Here is a 19,060-nt window from a genome sequence, read left to right on the forward strand (position 1 = left end):
TCCCCTTCGTATGAGGTCGTGGTCGTCATCGCGGTATCGGCACCAGACCGCATTCCGGTCTCCCGGCTCGCCCAACCGTACTAGATAAGGGTAGGCTTACGAAACCTGAAGAGGAAGATAGTCGGTGCGACCGTGCTCACTGTGGCCACCCGATCCTCCGACCGGACTACATGAGGCTGAACAGGGGAGAATTGTGAGAACGTCTGCCGCAGGGCACCATTCGACTCGAACTCAGGTCGCGATCATCGGCGCAGGCCCCGCGGGGCTCACGCTGGCGCACATGCTCGCCGGCCAGGGGATCGACGCCGTGGTGCTCGAACGTCAGACCGAGGACCACGTTCGCTCGCGTGTGCGTGCAGGTGTCATCGAGAATTCGACCGTCGACGTTCTCACCGAACTCGGGGTAGCCGAACGGCTCCATCGTGAGGCGTTGGTACACAAGGGGTTCTATATCCGCCTCGATCGCACCACGCACCACCTCGACTTCCATCGACTGTCGTCGCGCAACGCCTACGTCTATGGGCAGGCCGAGATCGTCGCCGACCTCATCGACGGACTCCGTGAGATCGGACGCGAACCCCTCTTCTCTGCCGCCGACGACGTATCCATACACGATTTCGAGGGCAGCGCACCGTCGGTCGAGTTCACCGTCGACGGTGTCCGGCACCACGTCGACGCCGACGTGATCGCGGCGTGCGACGGCTTCCACGGCGTCGGGCGCGCGACGATGGCGCCGTACGTCGAAACCCTTGAACGCACGTATCCGTTTGCCTGGCTGGGCATTCTGGCGCACTCCACACCGGTCACCGAGGAGGGCATGTACTGCGCCCACCCGGACGGACTGTCGGTCCACAGCATGCGTGGACCACACTTGAGCCGACAGTATCTCCAGGTCCCCGCCGATACCCGCCTCTCGGACTGGAGCGACGAGGCGATCTGGACCGAGCTCGCCCGACGTAGCGCCAGTGACGATCATCCGCCGCTGGAAACCGGCGAGATCATCGATCGCAGCCTGGCACCCCTGCGCAGTGTGGTGACGCAGCCCATGCAGCTCGGTTCGTTGTTCCTGCTCGGCGACGCCGCACACATCGTTCCTCCGACGGGCGCAAAGGGACTCAATCTCGCCGTCTCGGACGCGTGTGTCCTCTCCCACGCCCTCGGCGCGTTCTACGCCACGGGAAAGCGTGAAGAGCTCGACGCCTACACCGCCCGCGCGCTTCCCAGAATCTGGCAGGCGCAATCGTTCTCGTGGAACCTCACGTCCCTTCTGCACCGCTTCTCCGACGATCCGTTCGACTGGGAGCTGCGTCGCGCACGCCTACAGCGATGGGTGTCGTCCGAGGACGAGCAGCGCGCGCTGGGCGAGGTCTACCTCGGGCTTCCGTTCCCCACTCCGTGGAATTTCACATGAACAAGGTCGTCGCGAGCCGCGACGGGTTCGTCGAGTTTGATCCCGAACAGGTTGCGCAGCAACGTCATCGAATCTCGCATGGTCACCGGCTCGGACACCCGGGTTCCGTCAGAGCTGGTGGTCACCAGGCGGTAGCCCGTTTCCCCGCGTCGCGACGTGAGGGTGTAGCGACTCCCGCCGTCGTCGCGGGTACAGATCACCGACCCAGTAAAGCGCGACGACGCGTCGGTACTGTGCCAGCGCGCCATACCGGCGAACTCGCCGAGTTCACGTGGTACGCCGTCGAGCACGTATCCACCGCCGCCACTGGCGATCTTCCAGGGTGCCCGGGTCGTCGAGATCAACCCGCGCGGTGACCATCTCGCCACCGAAGCCCACGTCGACGAGGTGGCGCGCGGACCCCGACCCGACCACGATCGCCATGTGCCCCAACGGCAGTCCGAGTCCCGCCTCGGTGCGTACCTGCGCACCGATGGGTTGCGCCTGCACCCCGAGCTCACGAAGCGCCAAGAGCAGAACGCCGTTGAGCTCGTAGCAGATCCCTCCGCGACGACCGGTGATCAGCTTGTCGACGATCGCCCCCGGAGAGACGTCGACGACGAGTCCGCGATGAATGTCGAGGTTCTCGAACGGTATTGCCCGATGCTGCGCACAGGCGAGGGAATCGACCGCAGCGACATCGAGCTCGGCGGTGTCGTGGTCGGCGAGCAACGAGGGCCGCTCACCGATACCGATGCGCGCCAGGTAGGCGTCCGTCGGAAATCTCACACTCAGCTTGGTCACAGCAGAAAGGATAGGCTACCCTCAGCTTGATCAACGGGGGTGGTCCACCACTCGCTACGTGATCTGTCATCAGGATCGGAGTTCGGAGCATGCACGACCGCCACGGCGACAGACGGGAAACCCTGTCCGGCAGAGCCCTTCGCATGGCACGTCTGTTCTCGTCGCCTTCGCGACGCGCGCTGGTCGTGCCGATCGACCATTCGGTGACGATCGGCCCGCTCGGACGCGCAGACCACGCCGATACGACCGCAGCGATGCTCGCGGACGCCGGCGCCGATGCGCTCATCGTCCACAAGGGCAGAGCGAAAACCATCGATCCGCGCCGGTTCACCGCTCTCGGCCTGATCGTGCACCTCTCGGCCGGGACGAGCCTCGCACAGGACTCCACCGGCAAGGTGCTCGTGGGTTCGGTCGACGAGTGCCTCGGACTCGGCGCCGACGCGGTGAGCGTTCACGTGAACGTCTCCTCGGATACCGAACCCGAACAACTCGCCGACCTCGGTCGGGTCGCCCGCGAATGCGATCGCCTCGGAATGCCGCTGCTGGCAATGATGTACGCGCGCGGAGCGACCACCTCACCGGCTTCGACGTCGGCGCAGACTTTGGCACACCTGGCCGCGATCGCGACCGACCTCGGAGCCGACATCGTCAAACTCGACTACGCGGGCAGCACCGAGGCCATGGATCAGGTCGTCGACTCATGCCCGCTACCCATCCTCGTCGCGGGCGGCCCCTCCGCCGCGTCCGACGACGCAGCCGTCGAACTCGGCTGCCGCGTCGCACAATCCCGCGTTGCAGGTCTCAGTTTCGGACGTCAGATCTTCGACGCCGACGACCCGGCGCAGGTGGCGGGCGCACTTGCCGCCCACCTTCACGACCACGATCCCCGCGCGCTCGCGTTGGCCTGATCGCGAACCAGCCCCTCCCCCTTCACCATCGAGGTAGATTCACATGAGCAACAGCACTGACATCGTGACCGACGACATCACACCCCTCGGCGTCGATCGCGACAGTTCGTCGACCACTGCAGCGCAGTCGGATTCCGGCCGTGAGCATTTCGCCTGGGTCGACCTACGCACAGTTCCCGCGGGCACCGTCGACGCCATGGTGCAGGCGGCCATTCATCAGCGCATCGACGGCATCATCTCCGCCGACATCGACCTCCTCGACGGCCTGCCGCCCACCGTGCGTCGGATCTACGCACCGGGCCACTCGAATGATGAGATCTCAGAAGGCCAGATCTCGGCCGACATCGTGTTGGTTGCCCACGGCGACTCCGAAGAAGCCGCTCCGGGTGCGGAAACCGCTGTGCACGTTGTCGTTTCCGACGCAGATACGCTGCGCGACGCCTGTGAGACCGTGCGGCGCGCTCCCTGGACACTGCTGACCTTCACCGACCCCACCAAGATCCCCCTCGAGATCGTGATCGCAGCGGCGGAGAACTCCGGCGGCCGCACCGTGACCGTCGTCAACGACATCGAGGACGCCGAGATCGTGAAGCTGGTGCTCGAACACGGCTCCGACGGGCTGCTGCTCGCCCCGCAGAGCGTCGACGACATCGCAACGCTCGCCGACGTCATCCGCCCGTCTGCCGACCGCATCGAACTCACCGAGCTGACCGTCACCAAGGTCGAGCACATCGGCATGGGCGAACGTGCATGCATCGACACCTGCTCGCTGCTCGCACAGGACGAGGGATGTCTGATCGGTTCGTTCTCGACCGGAATGTTTCTGTCCTGCAGCGAAACCCACCCGCTGCCGTACATGCCGACCCGTCCGTTCCGGTGGAACGCCGGTGCCGTGCACTCCTACGTTCTCGTGCCCGACAACCGCACGCGCTACGTCAGCGAACTCGCTGCCGGACAGCCGATCCTCGCGGTGCGCAGCAACGGTGACGTCCGCGAGGTGCGCATTGGGAGAGTCAAGATCGAGCGCCGCCCGCTGATCTCGGTCAGCGCGACCGCACCCGACGGCCGCACCATCAACGTGATCGCACAGGACGACTGGCATGTGCGCCTCCTCGGCCCCGGCGGATCGGTGAACAACGTGACCGACCTGGTGCCCGGCGATCGCCTTCTCGGTTACGCGCCTACCGAATCACGTCACGTCGGATTGCCGATCACCGAGTTCTGTGACGAACGATGAGTGGCCCCGACGTCCTGTGGTACATCAACCCCACCGACGGCGACGTCCCGTGGGAGCCCGAACACCGCTTTGCCCCGACGTTCGACGCACTCCGGCAGCAGGCCCGCACCCTTGACCGGCTCGGCTTCTACGGCGCGCTGACCACTGCGCGCGAGGCGATTTCACTCGTCGGCGACACCGAACAGCTTCGCTTCCTCATTCCCGAGTACCCCGGCGTCAAGCCTCCGGTGCTGATGGCCGAGGAAGCCCAGGTGTTCGACCAGTACTCCGGCGGTAGGTTGATCTACAACCAGGTCAACGGCGCCGATCCGGTCTTGCACCGGTACGGCAGGTTCGAGTCGAAGGCCGACCGCTACCGGATGTCGGCCGAGTTCTGGACCCAGGTCAAGCGTCTCTATCTCGACGACACCGAGGCGTTCCAGGGCGAATTCTTCTCGTACGGACCGCGATACAAGCCCGCAATCCCCGGCACCCGGCAACCGGGAGGCGTTCAGGTCTGGGGCACCGGTGCGTCAACCGAGGGCATCGCGCACGCGGCGGAGGTCCTCGACGTCTACCTGTCGTTCATGTCGGAACCCAGCTCTCTCACAACGCTTTTCGACCGCGTCCGGACGGCCGCAGCCGAGCGGGGCCGATCGCTACGTTTCGGTGTGCTCGCGAGCGTGATCGTCCGCGAGACCGAAGAACAAGCGTGGGAACGCTTCTCCGAACAGCTCGCGCACACTCGACCGGAGACGGTTCTGGCCACCGCCGATCGCAATCTGCGCAGCTTCGGCTACCCGGGTCTCGACGGGATCACCAGCGAGAACCCGCAGGTTCAAGGCCGGATCGACGCTCTGCGCGCGGGCCGGATTCCGGGCAGGGAACTGCTGGAGTTCGCACCGAACATGGCTGCGGGACTGACGACGTGGACCGCCGCGGAGCCACCGTTCGACATCGCGGGCAAGGGCACCGGCACCTACTTCGTCGGCAGCGCCGAGAATGTGGCGGCGGCGATGTCGTCGGTCGCGGAGCGCGCGGGCATCGACATCTGGATTCTGTCGGGGTGGCCGCTGGCCCGCGAGGCCGAGATCACCGCAGAGCTCTTGCTGCCGCTACTGGCGACCGACCGCAGCACGCGACTGGTCGACGCCGCTTCTGCCCGGTGACCACCACGCAGAAGCGGGGCCTCACCCCTCGACGCCTGAACCTCTTCCGCGACGACAACACCGGCGTCGGGATCAACATCGTCGCGGTGATGACGTCCAGTGTCGCCACCGGCGCACTGGGTTTCGTGTTCTGGACGATCGCGGCGCGCGGATACTCGACGGCGGAGGTCGGCAGGGCGTCGGCCATCATCACCTCCGCGACGTTGATGGCGACCCTGTCGAATCTGAGTCTCGGCAGTCTGTACGAACGGTTCCTTCCGATCGCCGGGTCCAAGGCGCACCGCCTGATCACGATCGGCCGCTCCGTCATCATCGTGACAGCAGTGCTGTTCGGACTCGGCTTCGTCGTACTCGGCCCTCGCGACGCGTTGTTCACCTCGTCGGCGGAACCGTGGCTGTACCCCGTCATCGTTGCGGTACTCGGCGTTTTCGCCGTGCAGGACCAGTTGCTGATCGGCCTCGGCCGCTCGCGCACCGTCGCGCTCAAGAACGTCACGCAATCAACAATCAAGCTGATACTCGTCGCGCTGCTGATCCCATTCGCGTCGGGTTCAGCCATCGTCGCCGCCTGGGTGATCCCCGCCGCTGTCATCGCATGCTGGATCGGAGTGAGCGCCGTACGCCCTACCGCGCGCGCGATGACGGGCCCCGGAACGCTTCCCGGGCGCGGTGAGATCGCACACTTCTACGCAGGCTCGCTCGCGATGACAGCGGTGGGAGTGGTTGTGCCGCTCGTTGTTCCACTGGTCATCGTGGCTCAGCTGGGCACCGAGATGAACGCGTACTTCTCGGTCTGCTGGCTGGTCATCAGCACGGCGGCCATCCTGCTCAACGCCACCTGCGCGCCGTTCGTGTCGGCCTCGGCGGAGCCCGACGTCGATTTGCGGGCAACCACACTGCGTTTCATCGCACTGTGTGGCGGCGCGGCAGTCGTCGGTTGCCTACTGCTGATCGCGCTGGCACCGTGGATTCTCTCGATCATGGGCCCGCAGTACGCCCGTGAGGGGACAGATCTCATCCGCCTGATGGCGCTGACCCTGCCGACTGTGGCGTTCGTGGTGATCTACGGCGGCCTCGCGCGGGTACAGCGCAAGCTGAAACTCGCTGTGGCGACACAGATCGTCTTCGGCGTGGTCGTCGTCTGCGGTATCGCCGCGGCGGCCGATCGATGGGGCATCATCGGCGTCGCCTACGTCTACCTGGTGGCCGACGTCGCCGTCGTGCTCTTCCTCCTCGTACCCGGTATCCGACTGATCCGCCAAGCCCTCGATCCGAAGACCACACTCGCATCGTTCACCGGAGCCGTCAGATGACCACTTCTACCGACGCCACCCCCGACGACACTGCCCCCGGTGACCCCGCCGAGGTTCACTCGGTGCGCACCGCGATCATCGCAGGCGCACAACGCTTCACCGACCGTCCGGCCATCCGTATGGCGGGGCAGAGCCTGACGTACGGCCAACTCGTCGAGCGAGCCACGTCGGCCGCGGCGTCGATCACCGCACGTGCCGGTGGATCGTCGAATCCGGTTGTCGTGCAGGTGTGGTTGTCGCCCGACGCGGTCGCGCTGGTTCTCGGCGTGTTTCTCTCCGGACATCCGATCGTCGCCCTGGACCCGCACCTGCCGGCCGAACGTGTCTCGACGATCCTCGCCGAGTTGAAGACGCACGGACGCCCTGCCGATGTCATGATCGCCGACGCCGCGCACCTCGACGCCGCTCGCGCCGTCGCTGCCGCCCACGGTCTTCCGGTGACCGACCTCGCCGCGATCACGACCCAGGGCGCCGCAGGCGGCGGAACAACCACGGGTCTCGACAACCCCGATGACCTCACGAGCATCCAGTTCACATCCGGCTCGACGGGCACTCCCAAGGGCGTGCTGCACCCGAATGGCATGTGGCTCTGCGATTCCGAGCTGATGCGCACCGGATTCTCGATCACCCCGGGACGTCGCGTCGCGCTGTGTCTTCCGATCAGCTTCGGTGCCGGACTCAACGTCTTGATCGGATCGCTGATCAACGGTGCCGACATCACCGCCGTCGACCCGCGTGACCGCACCGCAGGCGCGATACTCGACGCACTCGCCGAGTGCGCCGCAGAGATCACCTTTCTCACTCCGGCACTGCTGCGTGCGCTGACGAGCTCGCGCGAGTCGACCGGCCACCCGGCGTGGGCATCGTTGCGCCGCATCATCACCACCGGCGAGGCACTGACGTCCGACGTCGCGCTGGCCGCGCTGTCACACGCTCCCGAGGCAACGGTGACGAACTGGGTGGGATCGTCGGAGACGTCGGCGCTGGCCTACTTCGATCTCCGCGCGGGAGAACACGTATCCCCCGGTGCGCTTCCCGCAGGTGTTCTCGCCCCGCACAAGTCGGTCACCATCGCCGACGACGGTCGCGTCGTCGTGTCGTCGCGCCACCTCGCACTCGGATACCTCGATCCGGCCGCCGACGAGGGCCGCTTCTCCCGCGACACCGACGGCGTGCTCAGCTTCCGCACCGGCGACCGCGGAACCTGGGACGGCACCACGCTCATTCTCACCGGCCGCATCGACGACGCCGTGAAGATCAGGGGCTATCTGGTCGAACCCGCGGAGGTGCACCGCGCGATCATGTCCGACGGCGACCTCGCCGAAGCCGCGGTCATCGCACGGTCGGAGCCCGATTCCGGCCGCACCGAACTGCTCGCCTACGTCGCGCCTGTCCCCGGGGGCCGCACCCCTCCGGCAGCCGAGATCCGCACGAGGCTGCGAGAACGACTGCCCGAGTGGATGATTCCCGCACACGTCGTCGAACTCGCTGCCCTCCCGAGAACTGCGCGCGGCAAGATCGACCGAGCCGCACTGCCCGCACCGACCCGACACATCGACCCACCCGTCGGCGACCTCGAGACATCGGTGGCGGAGATCTGGGCCGAGGCCCTCGGACTCGACGAGGTCGGACGTGACGAGAACATCTACGCACTCGGCGCCGACTCGCTGACGGTCGCCCAGATTCTCGTCGGCCTCACCCGACGTCTCGGCGTTGCACTCACCCAGGCCGACGCCGCGTCGGCACCGACCGTCGCGACGATGGCGCACACGCTCGACGCACGCCTACGACCAGATTCGGTTGCCAGTAAGGGTGATTCACTCGCTCCGACGACGGTGCCGCTGCGTAGCGGCAACGGGCAGACGGTGTTCTGCTTCGCGGGAGCTGGCGCGTCGGCGCTGGTGTTTGTCGCGCTCGCCGACCACCTCGCCCGCGACGAACGGATCGGATCGATCTACGGATTCCAACCGCACGGCCTGGAGAATCGCGGATTCCCCGACTGGACTGTCGGGATGGCTGCACGCAGGCATCTGCGCGATCTGCGTCGCCTTCAACCGAGCGGACCCTATGTGCTGCTTGGTCATTCACTGGGTGGATTGATCGCGCTCGAGGTCGCTCGTCGACTCCTCCGTGCGGGCGAGCAGGTCGCGCTCGTCATGACACTCGACACCTTCGTCCCCCAGCAGACAGCTCGTGCTGTCGGCTCGACGGCGCAGACTCCCGCGACCGCCGAGAGCGACCAGCGTCCCCAACTGTCGGGCGTGCGATTGTCTCGATCACAGTTGTGGCGCAACCGAATCCAGTTGCTACGTGCCGGATTTTTGACCGATCAGCCCGTCGAGTCGGCACGTGCCATGGAGCAGGTCGGTTGGCGCGTCGGCCGATTCCACCGCCCCGCGCCGTATCACGGCCGAGTGCTTGTGGTACTCGGCGCGGACAACAACCACGACGAGCGGGTCTGGACCGATCAGCTCACCCCGGGCGACATCACGATCACCCGGGTTCAGGCCGATCACATGTCGATTGTGCGCGAGCCGCACATCACCGAGGTGGTGGGGCACTTCCTCGACGCGCTGCCCTGACAGATCACCTGTGCCGCAGCATATTCGCGTAGCGCTGCGGCGCGGTCAGCATCGCGACGGCGAAGACGGCAGAGCGTATCTCGCCCGTGGCGAGCAGCGGCAGCACATCCCGACGCGACACGCGAGCACGGGCGATGCGCAGCAGTTCGTCTGTCACCGGGCCTGCGCCACCGTCGTGCTCTGCGCGCATCGCCATGTGCGCCGCGGGGATCAGAACCTCGCGGTACACGAAAGATCGTGCAGTCGAACGCCATTGCCTCGTGTCGGGAACGGTGTCGAGCATCTCGAGCACCTCGTCACCCATCTCGAAGATCGCGCGTGTGTCGGACGTGACGCGGTGCGATACCGAATCGTCGCGAAGTCGGTACCGGTACAACGCCTCTGGCACCGTCGCCACCGTGCGCGAGTCCAGCGCCACCCGCGCGATGGCCGATAGATCCTCGTACGCCCGACGTGTGCCCCACGGATCGTCGCCGAGAACGTCACGGCGGAACAGCTTTCCGCTGGCGTACGACCGCGCCTTGCTGCGCAACAAGAGGCCTGCGTACTCGTCGCCCGTGAGTGCGCCGGCCGACAGCACCGGAGTGAGCGCCCCCGTCGGCACCCCGATCTCGTCGACGAATCGTGTTGTGCACGTGGCGAAATCCGCGTCGTTGCGGAGTAGTTCGTCGAGCATTCTGGTCGTGAACGCCGCGTCGGCGATGTCGTCGCTGTCGAAGAACCAGATGACGTTTCCCGACGCCGCCGCGAGTCCCGCGTTGCGTGCAGGCCCGACGCCACTGTTCTGTGGCATACGCACGACCCGATACGCGACCTCGCCTGCCGCGAGCACCTTTTCGGCTCGTTCGATGGAATCGTCACCCCCGCGATCGTCGACGAGCACGATCTCGTCGACCGGAGCCTGCTGGTTGAGTACCGAGCGCACACAGGCCTCGATGTAGGCGGCGCTGCGATAGACCGGCACGACAACAGACACCGACACGTCGTGCATCGTCAGTCGGGTCCGGCTTGTGGCGGATTGATACATCGCGAGATGCGCTCCCCTCAGAATCACTCCGCGTAAGGGTAGCCTAACAGTGATACCGTGCGCCTGTCGGGCACCGTCGCGGACGAGGTCAGGGCCTGACCGTGGCGATCACGCCGTCGTGGTCGGAACCCGGTAGCTCGACTCGACGGAAGCTCGTCGGCACCGGACCTCCGCGCGTCATCACCCGATCGAGAGCGAGCACCGGCGGGAAGTGCCTGTTGGCGGGATACGTTGCGACGATCCCCGCCCCGAGGTGATCGGCGGCATCGACGAGTCCCGGCGGAGTGGCGAGCAACCTCCGAAAGCGCGCGTGGTCGTAGGTCGAGTTGAAGTCGGCGCCGAGGATCAGCGGGAGTCGCTCCTCACCCAGCGTCGACGACAGCAGATCGACCTCGTACGCCCACCGCCACGCGGGCTCCGGCCACGGCGGAATGGGATGCAGTGCGTATATGGCTCGACGCCCGACACCGGGCAGGTCGACGACGGCCCGCAGATTGGCCATCGCCATCTTGCCGATCCGGAATTCGTCGGTCAACGGGTAGCGCGAGTAGATTCCGGCGCCGCCCCCGCCCCGTCTCGGAACCCCGAACCGATACGGCAGAGCACCGGCGATTCCGGCGGCGTCGAGCTTGCCGATCGCGTCGTCGGTGAGTTCGACGACGGTCGCGATGTCGACGCGATTGTCGCGGATCTCCCGCACCACCGACGCGGCGTCGGCCTGTCCGAGGTAGATGTTCGCCTGCAGGACCGTGATGTCCGACGCTGCGCGCGCCTCGTCGGTTCCGATGAAAAGTGGTACCTGCGTACCGATCCCGATGGCGACGACGACTGCAGCGACGATCGCACACATCCACGCCCTCGATGCGAGCAACACGACCAGGCCGACAATGCCGATCACGATCAAGACCGGAGTACCCGCGGCCAACCGTGCCCAGGTGTTGCTGACGAACGGAACAGCGTGCGCGACCACCCCGAGCAGACCGACCGCGGCCAGCAGGCAACCGGTGATCGTCAGCGCCAGGCGCAGTCGACTCGACCCTGCCGTTTCCGAGTCAGCCGTACGCGACGTCGACGGCGTATCGGGCAAACCCGAGCCTCTCGTAGGTGTGTAGTGCCGCGGTGTTGTCGCCTTCGACGTAGAGCATCACCGTCCCGATCCGACGGTCGGCAAAGTAGTGAAGCCCGGCCAGCGTGAGCATGCGGCCGAGGCCGCGGCCCTGAGCCGCCGGGTCGACCCCGACGATGTAGACCTCGCCGAGACCGGCGTCCTGCTGCTTGGTCCAGTGGAAGCCGAGCAGCGTCGTCGGGTCGTCGACGTCGTAGGCGAGGAACAGTCCGGCCGGGTCGAACCACTCGGACGATGTCCGTTCGGTGATCTGTGCCGACGACCATCCGCCCTGCTCCGGGTGCCACGCGAACGCGGCGTTGTTGACCCGCAGGATCTCCGCGTCGTCGGCGGGCCCGGCGTAGGTGCGCAGCTCGATCGACGGGTCGACGACCAGCGGTGGTAGATCAGACCCGTCGGCTGCGACGTCGCGGCGTAGTTGCAGCAGCTCCCGCTGCTTGTGCAGACCCATGCTCGCCGCGAGCGCCTGCGCGCCGGGCAGATCGCCGTGCGCCCAGGCCCGCGGCGTCGGGCCGTCGGGATTCGAGACAGCACGCGCGTCGTCGAATGCGACGTCGAACAGTGCCTTGCCGTGCCCGCGGCGTCGTAGTGCCGGGTCGACGACTCCCTCGATCATCGAGGGCTCCCCGTCGCGGCCGGGTGTGATGTTGGCGTAGCCGGCCGTCGAGACGACGTGACGCACGCCCGATTCCGCGTGAGATCCGGCGGCGTCGTCGATGGACAGGACGGCCTGCTCGGACAGCGGGGCGACTCCGTCGGCGCTGGTCGCGTCGGCCACCAGGCGGCGGGCGTGTGTAACACCGGCGGCGTCGAGTCGATCGGTGACGATCGGAGTGTCTCCGATCGCGTCAGCTTCCGCTGGCACTGAACTCCTCACCGATTCCCGAGGTGTCGAACGAGTCGCTCGCAGACGTGGCGTCCTCGTTCACGTCCCCGTCATCGAGGTCGTCATCGAGATCTGCACCGTCAGCAATATCGCCGCCGGCAATGTCGTCATCGGAAATGTCATCGTCGGAAATGTCATCGTCGACCGGGTAGTCGCTGGCAGCTCCTGAGCCGGCACCGCGACCGCGCGTGGGACGTACGGCCTTGTATCCGACGTTGCGCACGGTCCCGATGAGCGACTCGTGCTCGCTGCCGAGTTTGGCGCGCAGGCGCCGGACGTGGACGTCGACGGTCCGCGTGCCGCCGAAGAAGTCGTAACCCCACACCTCTTGCAGCAGTTGCGCGCGGGTGAATACCCTGCCCGCGTTCTGCGCCAGGTACTTGAGGAGTTCGAACTCCTTGTAGGTCAGGTCGAGCGGGCGCCCCCGCAGTCGAGCGGTGTACGTGCCCTCATCGATCACGAGTTCGCCAAGCGTGACCTTGCCCGACGCTTCTTCGGTGCCCACCCCGCGGGTGCGAACGACGAGGAGTCGAAGCCGCGCGTCGAGTTCGGCGGGTCCGGTCGCCGGAAGGAGGAATTCGTCGAGACCCCAGTCGGCGTTGACGGCGACGAGCCCGCCTTCGGTCAATACCGCCGCGACCGGAACGGCAGAGCCGGTGCTGCCGAGCAATCTGCACAATCCGCGTGCTGCGGCGAGGTCGGTTCTGGCGTCGACGATGGCGATATCAGCGTTACTGGCCTCCATCAGCGACGACACCTCGGTGGGTGCCACACGGACCGTGTGCGCGAGCAGCGACAGGGATGGCAGCACCGCCTCCGGACTCGGATCGGCTGTCAATAACAAGAGATCCACGTGATACTCCGATCTCGTCTTCCCGCCCTGAACTCCACCACTACTACTGCGACCGCCGGGCAGAAGTTCGCCGGGACGTCAGCATCACACACGAACGAACCTCATTGTTTACGTCGGCTTACCACCATGTGCGCGATAGATGACAGAATAGCGCCAATGTCGCGTTCTGCTGTTAACAAGGCAGCCGACGGGGGCGGCGCAACTGCGTCGGGCAGCCACGAGCACGGCACATTCCGCGCCCGTCGCGCACTCATCGTCGGCGTCTGTGTCGTCGTCGTGCTGCTGGTCGTGGCGTTTCTCGCCGACCTCGGCGCGGCCGCGCGTGGCGAGTACCGCTTGTCGCGATCGTTGCAGGCCTCGCCGCAGATCAGCTTCGATCCCGAGGTCACGCTCAGCGGATTCCCCTACGTGTCACATGCCGCGCGTGGCGAGTTCTCCGGCGCGACCATCACCGCGCGCGGCGTCGCGGTGGCCGGTTGCCACATCCGACGCGGATGTACCGCAGAACTCGGCGCCCGCCTGGGGACACTGTCTGTGCCCGATGGGTGGAATATCGGGCCGTCGGACACCATGCACGCAGAGTCGGTCGACGCGTATACGCGGCTGGACTCGGTGAATCTCGGCCGATTCCTGGCAATCCTCGACCTCACGGTGAACACACCCGCCCCCGAGGGCGAGGCGGGCGGCGGTGGCCCACAGGATGGCCTGCTGCACCGATCGTCCGGGGTGCTGCTCACCGGAACCGTCGCATTGCCCCCGTCGGACAGTCCTCTGCCCTCCGCAGGCGGCGAGAGCACTCCCGTCCCCGCTGACACCCCGTCGGCGTCGGAATATCGGGGTCGTAAAGCAAAGGTGAGCGTCAGCGTCGACCTCTCCATCCGCGACGGACGGCTACACCTACAGGCCACCGACTTCTACGACGGCCCGGAAGAACACGAGAGCGCTCCCGAACTCGACGGCGCCGACAACGCGGCGCTGCGCGCCCAAGTGCTGCAACGATTTTCGACGACGCTGCCTCCCCTCCCCCTCCCGTGGGGAATCACTGCCACGGGTGCGCGCAGCGAGGGAAGCGACGTACTCCTCGTCGCCGACACCGGTCCGCGCGATCTTCGCCCGAGCGACTTCTGACACCGGCCGGCATTGTGCGCGTGAGCGCAACTCGCCACCGCGCGCGAGCGCAACTCGACCACCGAGTCGGAATCATGGGGGCCGCTATTGAAGCGTCGTGGGGTGGCTGTTGTACCCTCGTGGGCATGCAACTGCGCCGTGAGCTTCTGCTCACCCGTCGGCGGGCGATCGACTTTTGTCGCGTCGCCGACTGTTGCTGTCTCTAGTCCGGTGATCGCGCCACCTCGGCACGCTCACCACAGGTGACGGCCGGTGTGTGCAGTGTGCGCGCTCGTGACATCGCAAGTCCGCATCTCGTCAGATGCCGCCGTCATCGTTCGACCGTCATTCGACCGACGTCCGGCCCGTTCTCATCACTCCGGTGACCGGACACACTCACCGAGAAATCCCACCTCTGGAAGGAACCAGACATGGCACGTTCCGACGTCCTGGTCAGCGCCGATTGGGCTGAGCAGAACCTGAACAACGACAAGGTCGTCTTCGTCGAGGTCGACGAGGACACCAGCGCTTACGACGGCGGCCACATCGAAGGCGCCGTCAAGCTCGACTGGAAGACCGATCTGCAGGATCCGGTCCGTCGCGACTTCGTCGACCGCGAGCAGTTCTCCGCGCTGCTCAGCGAGCGCGGCATCTCCAACGACGACACCGTCGTCCTCTACGGCGGCAACAACAACTGGTTCGCCGCTTACGCGTACTGGTACTTCAAGCTCTACGGCCACCAGGACGTCAAGCTGCTCGACGGTGGACGCAAGAAGTGGGAGCTCGACGGCCGCCCGCTGTCGACCGACGCTGTCTCGCGCCCCGCGACCGAGTACAAGGCCGCCGATCCCGACAACTCGATCCGCGCCTTCCGCGACGAGGTCGTCGACGCCATCGGCGTGAAGAACCTCGTCGACGTGCGTAGCCCTGACGAGTTTTCCGGCAAGATCCTGGCTCCCGCGCACCTCCCGCAGGAGCAGAGCCAGCGTCCCGGCCACATCCCCGGCGCCATCAACGTGCCGTGGAGCAAGGCTGCCAACGAAGACGGCACCTTCAAGTCCGACGACGACCTCGCCGAGCTGTACAAGGAAGCGGGCCTCGACGGCTCGAAGGAGACCATCGCGTACTGCCGTATCGGTGAGCGCTCGAGCCACACCTGGTTCGTGCTGCAGGAGCTGCTCGGACAGACGAATGTGAAGAACTACGACGGCAGCTGGACCGAATACGGTTCGCTGGTCGGCGTTCCGGTTGAACTGGGAGAAGGAAAGTAAGTATGTGTGCTGCACCCAAGCAGGGACAGAAGTTGCCCGCGGGCGTCGACGTCGAGAAGGAGACCGTCCTGACCGGACAGGTCACCGACGCCTCCGGTAACCCGGTGGCGGGAGCGTTCGTGCGACTGCTCGACTCGACCGGTGAGTTCACCGCCGAGGTCGTCGCAAGCCCCACCGGCGATTTCCGCTTCTTCGCCGCCCCCGGCACCTGGACGCTGCGCGCCCTGTCGTCGGTCGGCAACGGCGACGTGACCGTCAGCCCCGAGGGCCCCGGCGTTCACGACAAGGACATCACCGTCTCGAAGTAGACAGAAGAGTCGCAATCTCGAAGTAGCGCAACGCTTTTGAGGCTGCTGATTCGCAGATCAGGCCCGGTCACCCGCAGGGTGGCCGGGCCTGTTTTTTCGGCGGATAGGTCGATGCGTACCGCGTGCAGTCGGGGCACCGGCTGAGCAGATCATGCCTGCAACCGATGACGTGTTCGAGGAAACTCTCCGCGTCCGCCAGCTGGGCGCGTTGTGAACGTATCCATCGGAGCTTCTGCTCGATCAGTTCCGTGCGACCTTCTTCGTCGCGGTGCAGCACCAGCCGGATGTCGGCAAGACTCATGCCGACGCTCTGGCAGGCCTGAACTATGCGGATGCGACGAATGTGCTCCTCCGTGTACAAACGGTGGCCCGACGCTTCGCGATCGGGTACGACCACACCGAGGTCGTGCCAGTGCCGTAGCACGTGGTCGTCGACGCCGACTCGCCTCGAAGCCTCTCCGATCTTCACTTTCCGCCCGACCTTCCGTCTTGACCTCAGGTCAACCTGAGGTTTTACCTTGTCGCCATGATGACACACGATTCTCTGCCACCCGCTTCGATCGTCACCGTGAACGGAACCTCCATCGCGACAAGGACTCTCGAGCCCCCAACGGCCTCGGCGGGCGACATCGTGCTGTGCCACGGCACGCCATGGTCGTCACAGGTCTGGACCAGCGTTGCCACCGACTTGAGTCGCGACTACCGAGTATTTCTCTGGGATATGCCCGGCTATGGCGAGTCGGAGAAGAGCGCGGCAGTCACGACCGACTTGGCCGCGCAAGCCGTACGACTGGGCGCGCTCATCGAGTTGTGGGGACTGCAGCGGCCGCATGTCGTTGCGCACGACATCGGCGGCGCCGTCGCACTCCGCGCACATCTGCTCAACGGCGTCGAGTACGCAGACGTGTTCCTCTGGGACGTCGTCACCCTGGACCCGTGGGGTTCGCCCTTCTTCCGGCTGGTTGCCGAGAACGCACATGTCTTCGAGCAACTCCCGGCACATCTACATGCAGCACTGGTCAAGGAATACATTGCCGCAGCAGCCTTTCGGCCGTTATCCGACGAAGACGTCGAGGCGCTCGCCTCCCAGTGGCTCGGCCCCATCGGACAGGCGGCGTTCTACCGGCAGATCACAGCACTCAGCGCAGCGGACACCCGCCCTGTGGCGAATCGATTGGAAGCCACCCGCAGCCCGGTTCGTATCGGCTGGGGTCGGGATGATCCGTGGATACCGCTGCGGCAGGCCTATGAACTCCAGTCCAGATTCCCCGATCACCCCGAGGTTGTCGTCCTCGACGACGTCGGACACCTCACGCCCGTCGAAGACCCGTCTGCGGTGACGGCGGCCGTTCGCGCATGGCTTGCGCGGCAACCGGCCCCACCGCGCCGTCGCCGCGTGGGCCATGGTCGGGGCCGACCCCCATCATCGCCGTCGCGGCCCAGGGCGGACGCGACACGGCACAGTGATCCGACTCGACGGCGCGGGCGCCAAGCGACACAGCCGAGTGTGGTCGACCTCAGTGAACTACCGCCCGCGCATCGGAGTTAGAATCTAGCCGTGGTCATCTTCTTCGAAATCTTGCTGGTCCTCGCGGCCGTCCTGATCACCTGGTTTGCGCTGTACGTGCTCTACCGACTGGTCACAGACGAATCGTGACCTCCCCGGAGGACGCACAGCCCGACGACGCCGTCGCCGCCCGTAGATCAGGCGACGAGGCGATCAGCCAGGCCGATTCGCGCGCTGCCGAGTCAGGCAGCCGCGAACGCAACGTACCCGCGTGGGACGATCTCCCGCTCAAGCCCGATACCGCCAACCTGCGGCTCGGCGCGGACCTCCACCAGGGACTTCTCGCGTTACTACCGCTCGTCGGCGTCTGGCGTGGCGAGGGTGAGGGACACGATCCCGTCACGCACACCGACTACCACTTCGCCCAGCAGATCGTCGTCAGTCATGACGGGCAGAACTTCCTGAACTGGGAGTCGCGCTCCTGGGTCATCGACGAGGACGCCAACTTCCTGCGTCCCGACCAGCGTGAAACCGGCTACTGGCGCATCACCGAGGACGACTCCATCGAACTTCTCCTCGCCCACGCCGAGGGCTGGGTCGAGCTGTTCTACGGCCGGCCGCTGAACCAGACGTCGTGGAATCTCACCACCGACGCCGTTGTGCGCTCGGAGACGAGCGCCCCCGCGGGCAACGCCAAACGCCTCTACGGCATCGTTCCCGACGGCGACCTCGCCTACGTCGAAGAACGTGTCGATTCCGACGGCGACCTCACGCCCCGCCTTTCCGCCAAGCTGCGTCGTTTCGTCGGATAGTCAGACCGCGATGCTGCGGCAGCCGGCTGATCGTCGAACCGGCTGCCCATCACCCACGCAGTTGCGGCGGCGGACCGTCGAAGAAGAACTGGAGCGCGAGCGGGCCGTCGTCGATGATCTCTCCCATGAGGACCGGGCGCCCGCCTCGACGCTCGCCCTGCAGGATGTGGAACTCGCTGTCGGGCAGGATGCGCGACGAACCGCTCGGCAGATAGGTGAACAGGGCACCGTCGGTGCCGCAGAGACCTGAGGTCGACAGGATCGCCAGGTCGGCGAGGCCCTCGTTAAGCAAGACCAGGTGACCTGTGGTGGCACCAGCGATTCCGAGTCGGCTGTAGCCGAGGTTCTCGACAGTCCCGATGATCCAATTGGTCGGCCCGTCGTTGGTCCACTCCGGATCGTCGGCGGTGAGGTAGCGGCGACGCACTGCCGCAGTGCGATTCGACGATGCGTGCATACGCGTGTGGAGAGATCTGACCGCGCTGGTTGTTCTCATCATCGGCCTCCTGGCTGTCACGAATCACGGCTAACGAGTGCTTCTGACACGAAGTTCACTCCTCGGCATCGGCAGCCGCATGCGTAATCCACTACTCGTTGTCGGAATTGCCCGACAACCCGATGCAGCCGCACTACCTCAGATCGTGAAACACCCCGACGATGAAAGGCCCCCAGACACGGAACGACCCCCGCATCACCCGTCAGGGACGGGCACATCGGCCGGACGGCCGGATGCGGGGGTCGGGTGACCATCTGGTATTCGCCAACGAGCACAAGTGCCGGC

General features: G+C 66.1%; 19 protein-coding genes. 11 read left to right on the forward strand and 8 right to left on the reverse strand.

What is annotated here, in order from left to right; translation table 11 throughout:
- The first annotated feature begins 193 nt into the window (after positions 1-193).
- Positions 194-1,411: a 4-hydroxybenzoate 3-monooxygenase gene (locus A5766_RS11525; protein ID WP_082965500.1), complete on the forward strand. Its 1,218-nt coding sequence runs from the start codon at positions 194-196 to the stop codon at positions 1,409-1,411.
- Here the strand turns inward: A5766_RS11525 and A5766_RS25315 are convergent.
- Complete coding sequence (locus A5766_RS25315; RefSeq protein ID WP_005204243.1) at positions 1,369-1,701, reverse strand: arylamine N-acetyltransferase; 333 nt, start codon at positions 1,699-1,701, stop codon at positions 1,369-1,371. The two genes, A5766_RS11525 and A5766_RS25315, sit on opposite strands and share 43 nt — an antisense overlap.
- Positions 1,679-2,194, reverse strand: a complete 516-nt coding sequence (locus A5766_RS25320) for an arylamine N-acetyltransferase family protein (RefSeq protein WP_005204242.1) — start codon at positions 2,192-2,194, stop codon at positions 1,679-1,681. The genes A5766_RS25315 and A5766_RS25320 overlap by 23 nt, the downstream gene beginning before the upstream one ends.
- A gap of 89 nt (positions 2,195-2,283) precedes the next feature.
- Between A5766_RS25320 and A5766_RS11535 the strand changes: the two genes are divergently transcribed.
- Genes A5766_RS11535 through A5766_RS11555 form a run of 5 tightly spaced genes read left to right on the forward strand, consistent with a single transcriptional unit; the run spans position 2,284 to position 9,382 of the window.
- A complete protein-coding gene (locus A5766_RS11535) occupies positions 2,284-3,102 on the forward strand; it encodes a 2-amino-3,7-dideoxy-D-threo-hept-6-ulosonate synthase (protein ID WP_005204240.1) in 819 nt (272 codons plus the stop codon).
- A gap of 43 nt (positions 3,103-3,145) precedes the next feature.
- Complete coding sequence (locus A5766_RS11540) at positions 3,146-4,339, forward strand: 3-dehydroquinate synthase II family protein (protein ID WP_064904800.1); 1,194 nt, start codon at positions 3,146-3,148, stop codon at positions 4,337-4,339.
- On the forward strand, positions 4,336-5,487 hold the full coding sequence (locus tag A5766_RS11545; protein WP_005204237.1) for an LLM class flavin-dependent oxidoreductase: 1,152 nt from the start codon (positions 4,336-4,338) through the stop codon (positions 5,485-5,487). Before A5766_RS11540 ends, A5766_RS11545 begins: the two co-directional genes overlap by 4 nt.
- Positions 5,484-6,800: a lipopolysaccharide biosynthesis protein gene (locus A5766_RS11550; RefSeq protein WP_064904802.1), complete on the forward strand. Its 1,317-nt coding sequence runs from the start codon at positions 5,484-5,486 to the stop codon at positions 6,798-6,800. The genes A5766_RS11545 and A5766_RS11550 overlap by 4 nt, the downstream gene beginning before the upstream one ends.
- Positions 6,797-9,382 carry an AMP-binding protein gene (locus A5766_RS11555; protein WP_005204231.1) on the forward strand — a complete coding sequence of 862 codons (2,586 nt, stop codon included), beginning with the start codon at positions 6,797-6,799 and terminating at the stop codon, positions 9,380-9,382. Before A5766_RS11550 ends, A5766_RS11555 begins: the two co-directional genes overlap by 4 nt.
- A 4-nt stretch (positions 9,383-9,386) precedes the next feature.
- On the opposite strand, the gene A5766_RS11560 is transcribed toward A5766_RS11555, so the two are convergent.
- The 4 genes from A5766_RS11560 to A5766_RS11575 all read right to left on the reverse strand — a co-directional run bounded on the left by A5766_RS11560 (position 9,387) and on the right by A5766_RS11575 (position 13,274).
- Positions 9,387-10,409 (reverse strand): glycosyltransferase family 2 protein, encoded by a 1,023-nt coding sequence (locus A5766_RS11560; protein ID WP_051993756.1) that lies wholly within the window; start codon positions 10,407-10,409, stop codon positions 9,387-9,389.
- An 88-nt stretch (positions 10,410-10,497) separates the two neighbouring features.
- Positions 10,498-11,496, reverse strand: coding sequence for an endonuclease/exonuclease/phosphatase family protein (locus tag A5766_RS11565; RefSeq protein ID WP_005204227.1), 999 nt, complete (start codon positions 11,494-11,496; stop codon positions 10,498-10,500).
- On the reverse strand, positions 11,462-12,400 hold the full coding sequence (gene mshD, locus A5766_RS11570; RefSeq protein WP_005204225.1) for a mycothiol synthase: 939 nt from the start codon (positions 12,398-12,400) through the stop codon (positions 11,462-11,464). The genes A5766_RS11565 and mshD overlap by 35 nt, the downstream gene beginning before the upstream one ends.
- Complete coding sequence (locus A5766_RS11575) at positions 12,384-13,274, reverse strand: winged helix-turn-helix transcriptional regulator (protein WP_005204223.1); 891 nt, start codon at positions 13,272-13,274, stop codon at positions 12,384-12,386. The genes mshD and A5766_RS11575 overlap by 17 nt, the downstream gene beginning before the upstream one ends.
- 156 nt (positions 13,275-13,430) lie before the next feature.
- Between A5766_RS11575 and A5766_RS11580 the strand changes: the two genes are divergently transcribed.
- From A5766_RS11580 to A5766_RS11590, 3 genes are all read left to right on the forward strand, one after another.
- Positions 13,431-14,402: an LmeA family phospholipid-binding protein gene (locus A5766_RS11580; RefSeq protein WP_005204221.1), complete on the forward strand. Its 972-nt coding sequence runs from the start codon at positions 13,431-13,433 to the stop codon at positions 14,400-14,402.
- 410 nt (positions 14,403-14,812) lie between these two features.
- The gene (locus tag A5766_RS11585) at positions 14,813-15,652 is read left to right on the forward strand and encodes a sulfurtransferase (protein ID WP_005204219.1); all 840 of its coding nucleotides are present in this window, start codon (positions 14,813-14,815) and stop codon (positions 15,650-15,652) included.
- Between the two features lie 2 nt (positions 15,653-15,654).
- Complete coding sequence (locus A5766_RS11590; protein WP_005204217.1) at positions 15,655-15,960, forward strand: DUF1416 domain-containing protein; 306 nt, start codon at positions 15,655-15,657, stop codon at positions 15,958-15,960.
- A 67-nt stretch (positions 15,961-16,027) separates the two neighbouring features.
- On the opposite strand, the gene A5766_RS11595 is transcribed toward A5766_RS11590, so the two are convergent.
- Positions 16,028-16,429: a helix-turn-helix domain-containing protein gene (locus A5766_RS11595; RefSeq protein WP_064861682.1), complete on the reverse strand. Its 402-nt coding sequence runs from the start codon at positions 16,427-16,429 to the stop codon at positions 16,028-16,030.
- Between the two features lie 57 nt (positions 16,430-16,486).
- Between A5766_RS11595 and A5766_RS11600 the strand changes: the two genes are divergently transcribed.
- Positions 16,487-17,509 (forward strand): alpha/beta fold hydrolase, encoded by a 1,023-nt coding sequence (locus A5766_RS11600; RefSeq protein ID WP_064904804.1) that lies wholly within the window; start codon positions 16,487-16,489, stop codon positions 17,507-17,509.
- Positions 17,510-17,613: 104 nt separating this feature from the next.
- Positions 17,614-18,279: an FABP family protein gene (locus A5766_RS11605; protein ID WP_005204210.1), complete on the forward strand. Its 666-nt coding sequence runs from the start codon at positions 17,614-17,616 to the stop codon at positions 18,277-18,279.
- A gap of 49 nt (positions 18,280-18,328) precedes the next feature.
- Here A5766_RS11605 and A5766_RS11610 read toward each other — a convergent pair whose 3' ends face one another.
- The gene (locus A5766_RS11610; protein WP_005204209.1) at positions 18,329-18,775 is read right to left on the reverse strand and encodes a hypothetical protein; all 447 of its coding nucleotides are present in this window, start codon (positions 18,773-18,775) and stop codon (positions 18,329-18,331) included.
- Between the last annotated feature and the right edge of the window lie 285 nt (positions 18,776-19,060).

The organism is Gordonia sp. 852002-51296_SCH5728562-b (assembly GCF_001665475.1).
Lineage (GTDB): Bacteria > Actinomycetota > Actinomycetes > Mycobacteriales > Mycobacteriaceae > Gordonia > Gordonia sputi.

Excerpts from the sequence above, each read along its gene's own strand:
- A5766_RS11535 (WP_005204240.1), top strand. The coding sequence starts at position 2,284 with ATGCACGACCGCCACGGCGACAGACGGGAAACCCTGTCCGGCAGAGCC.
- A5766_RS11540 (WP_064904800.1), top strand. The coding sequence starts at position 3,146 with ATGAGCAACAGCACTGACATCGTGACCGACGACATCACACCCCTCGGC.
- A5766_RS11545 (WP_005204237.1), top strand. The coding sequence starts at position 4,336 with ATGAGTGGCCCCGACGTCCTGTGGTACATCAACCCCACCGACGGCGAC.
- A5766_RS11555 (WP_005204231.1), top strand. The coding sequence starts at position 6,797 with ATGACCACTTCTACCGACGCCACCCCCGACGACACTGCCCCCGGTGAC.
- A5766_RS11560 (WP_051993756.1), bottom strand. The coding sequence starts at position 10,409 with ATGTATCAATCCGCCACAAGCCGGACCCGACTGACGATGCACGACGTG.
- A5766_RS11580 (WP_005204221.1), top strand. The coding sequence starts at position 13,431 with ATGTCGCGTTCTGCTGTTAACAAGGCAGCCGACGGGGGCGGCGCAACT.
- A5766_RS11585 (WP_005204219.1), top strand. The coding sequence starts at position 14,813 with ATGGCACGTTCCGACGTCCTGGTCAGCGCCGATTGGGCTGAGCAGAAC.
- A5766_RS11590 (WP_005204217.1), top strand. The coding sequence starts at position 15,655 with ATGTGTGCTGCACCCAAGCAGGGACAGAAGTTGCCCGCGGGCGTCGAC.
- A5766_RS11600 (WP_064904804.1), top strand. The coding sequence starts at position 16,487 with ATGATGACACACGATTCTCTGCCACCCGCTTCGATCGTCACCGTGAAC.
- A5766_RS11610 (WP_005204209.1), bottom strand. The coding sequence starts at position 18,775 with ATGAGAACAACCAGCGCGGTCAGATCTCTCCACACGCGTATGCACGCA.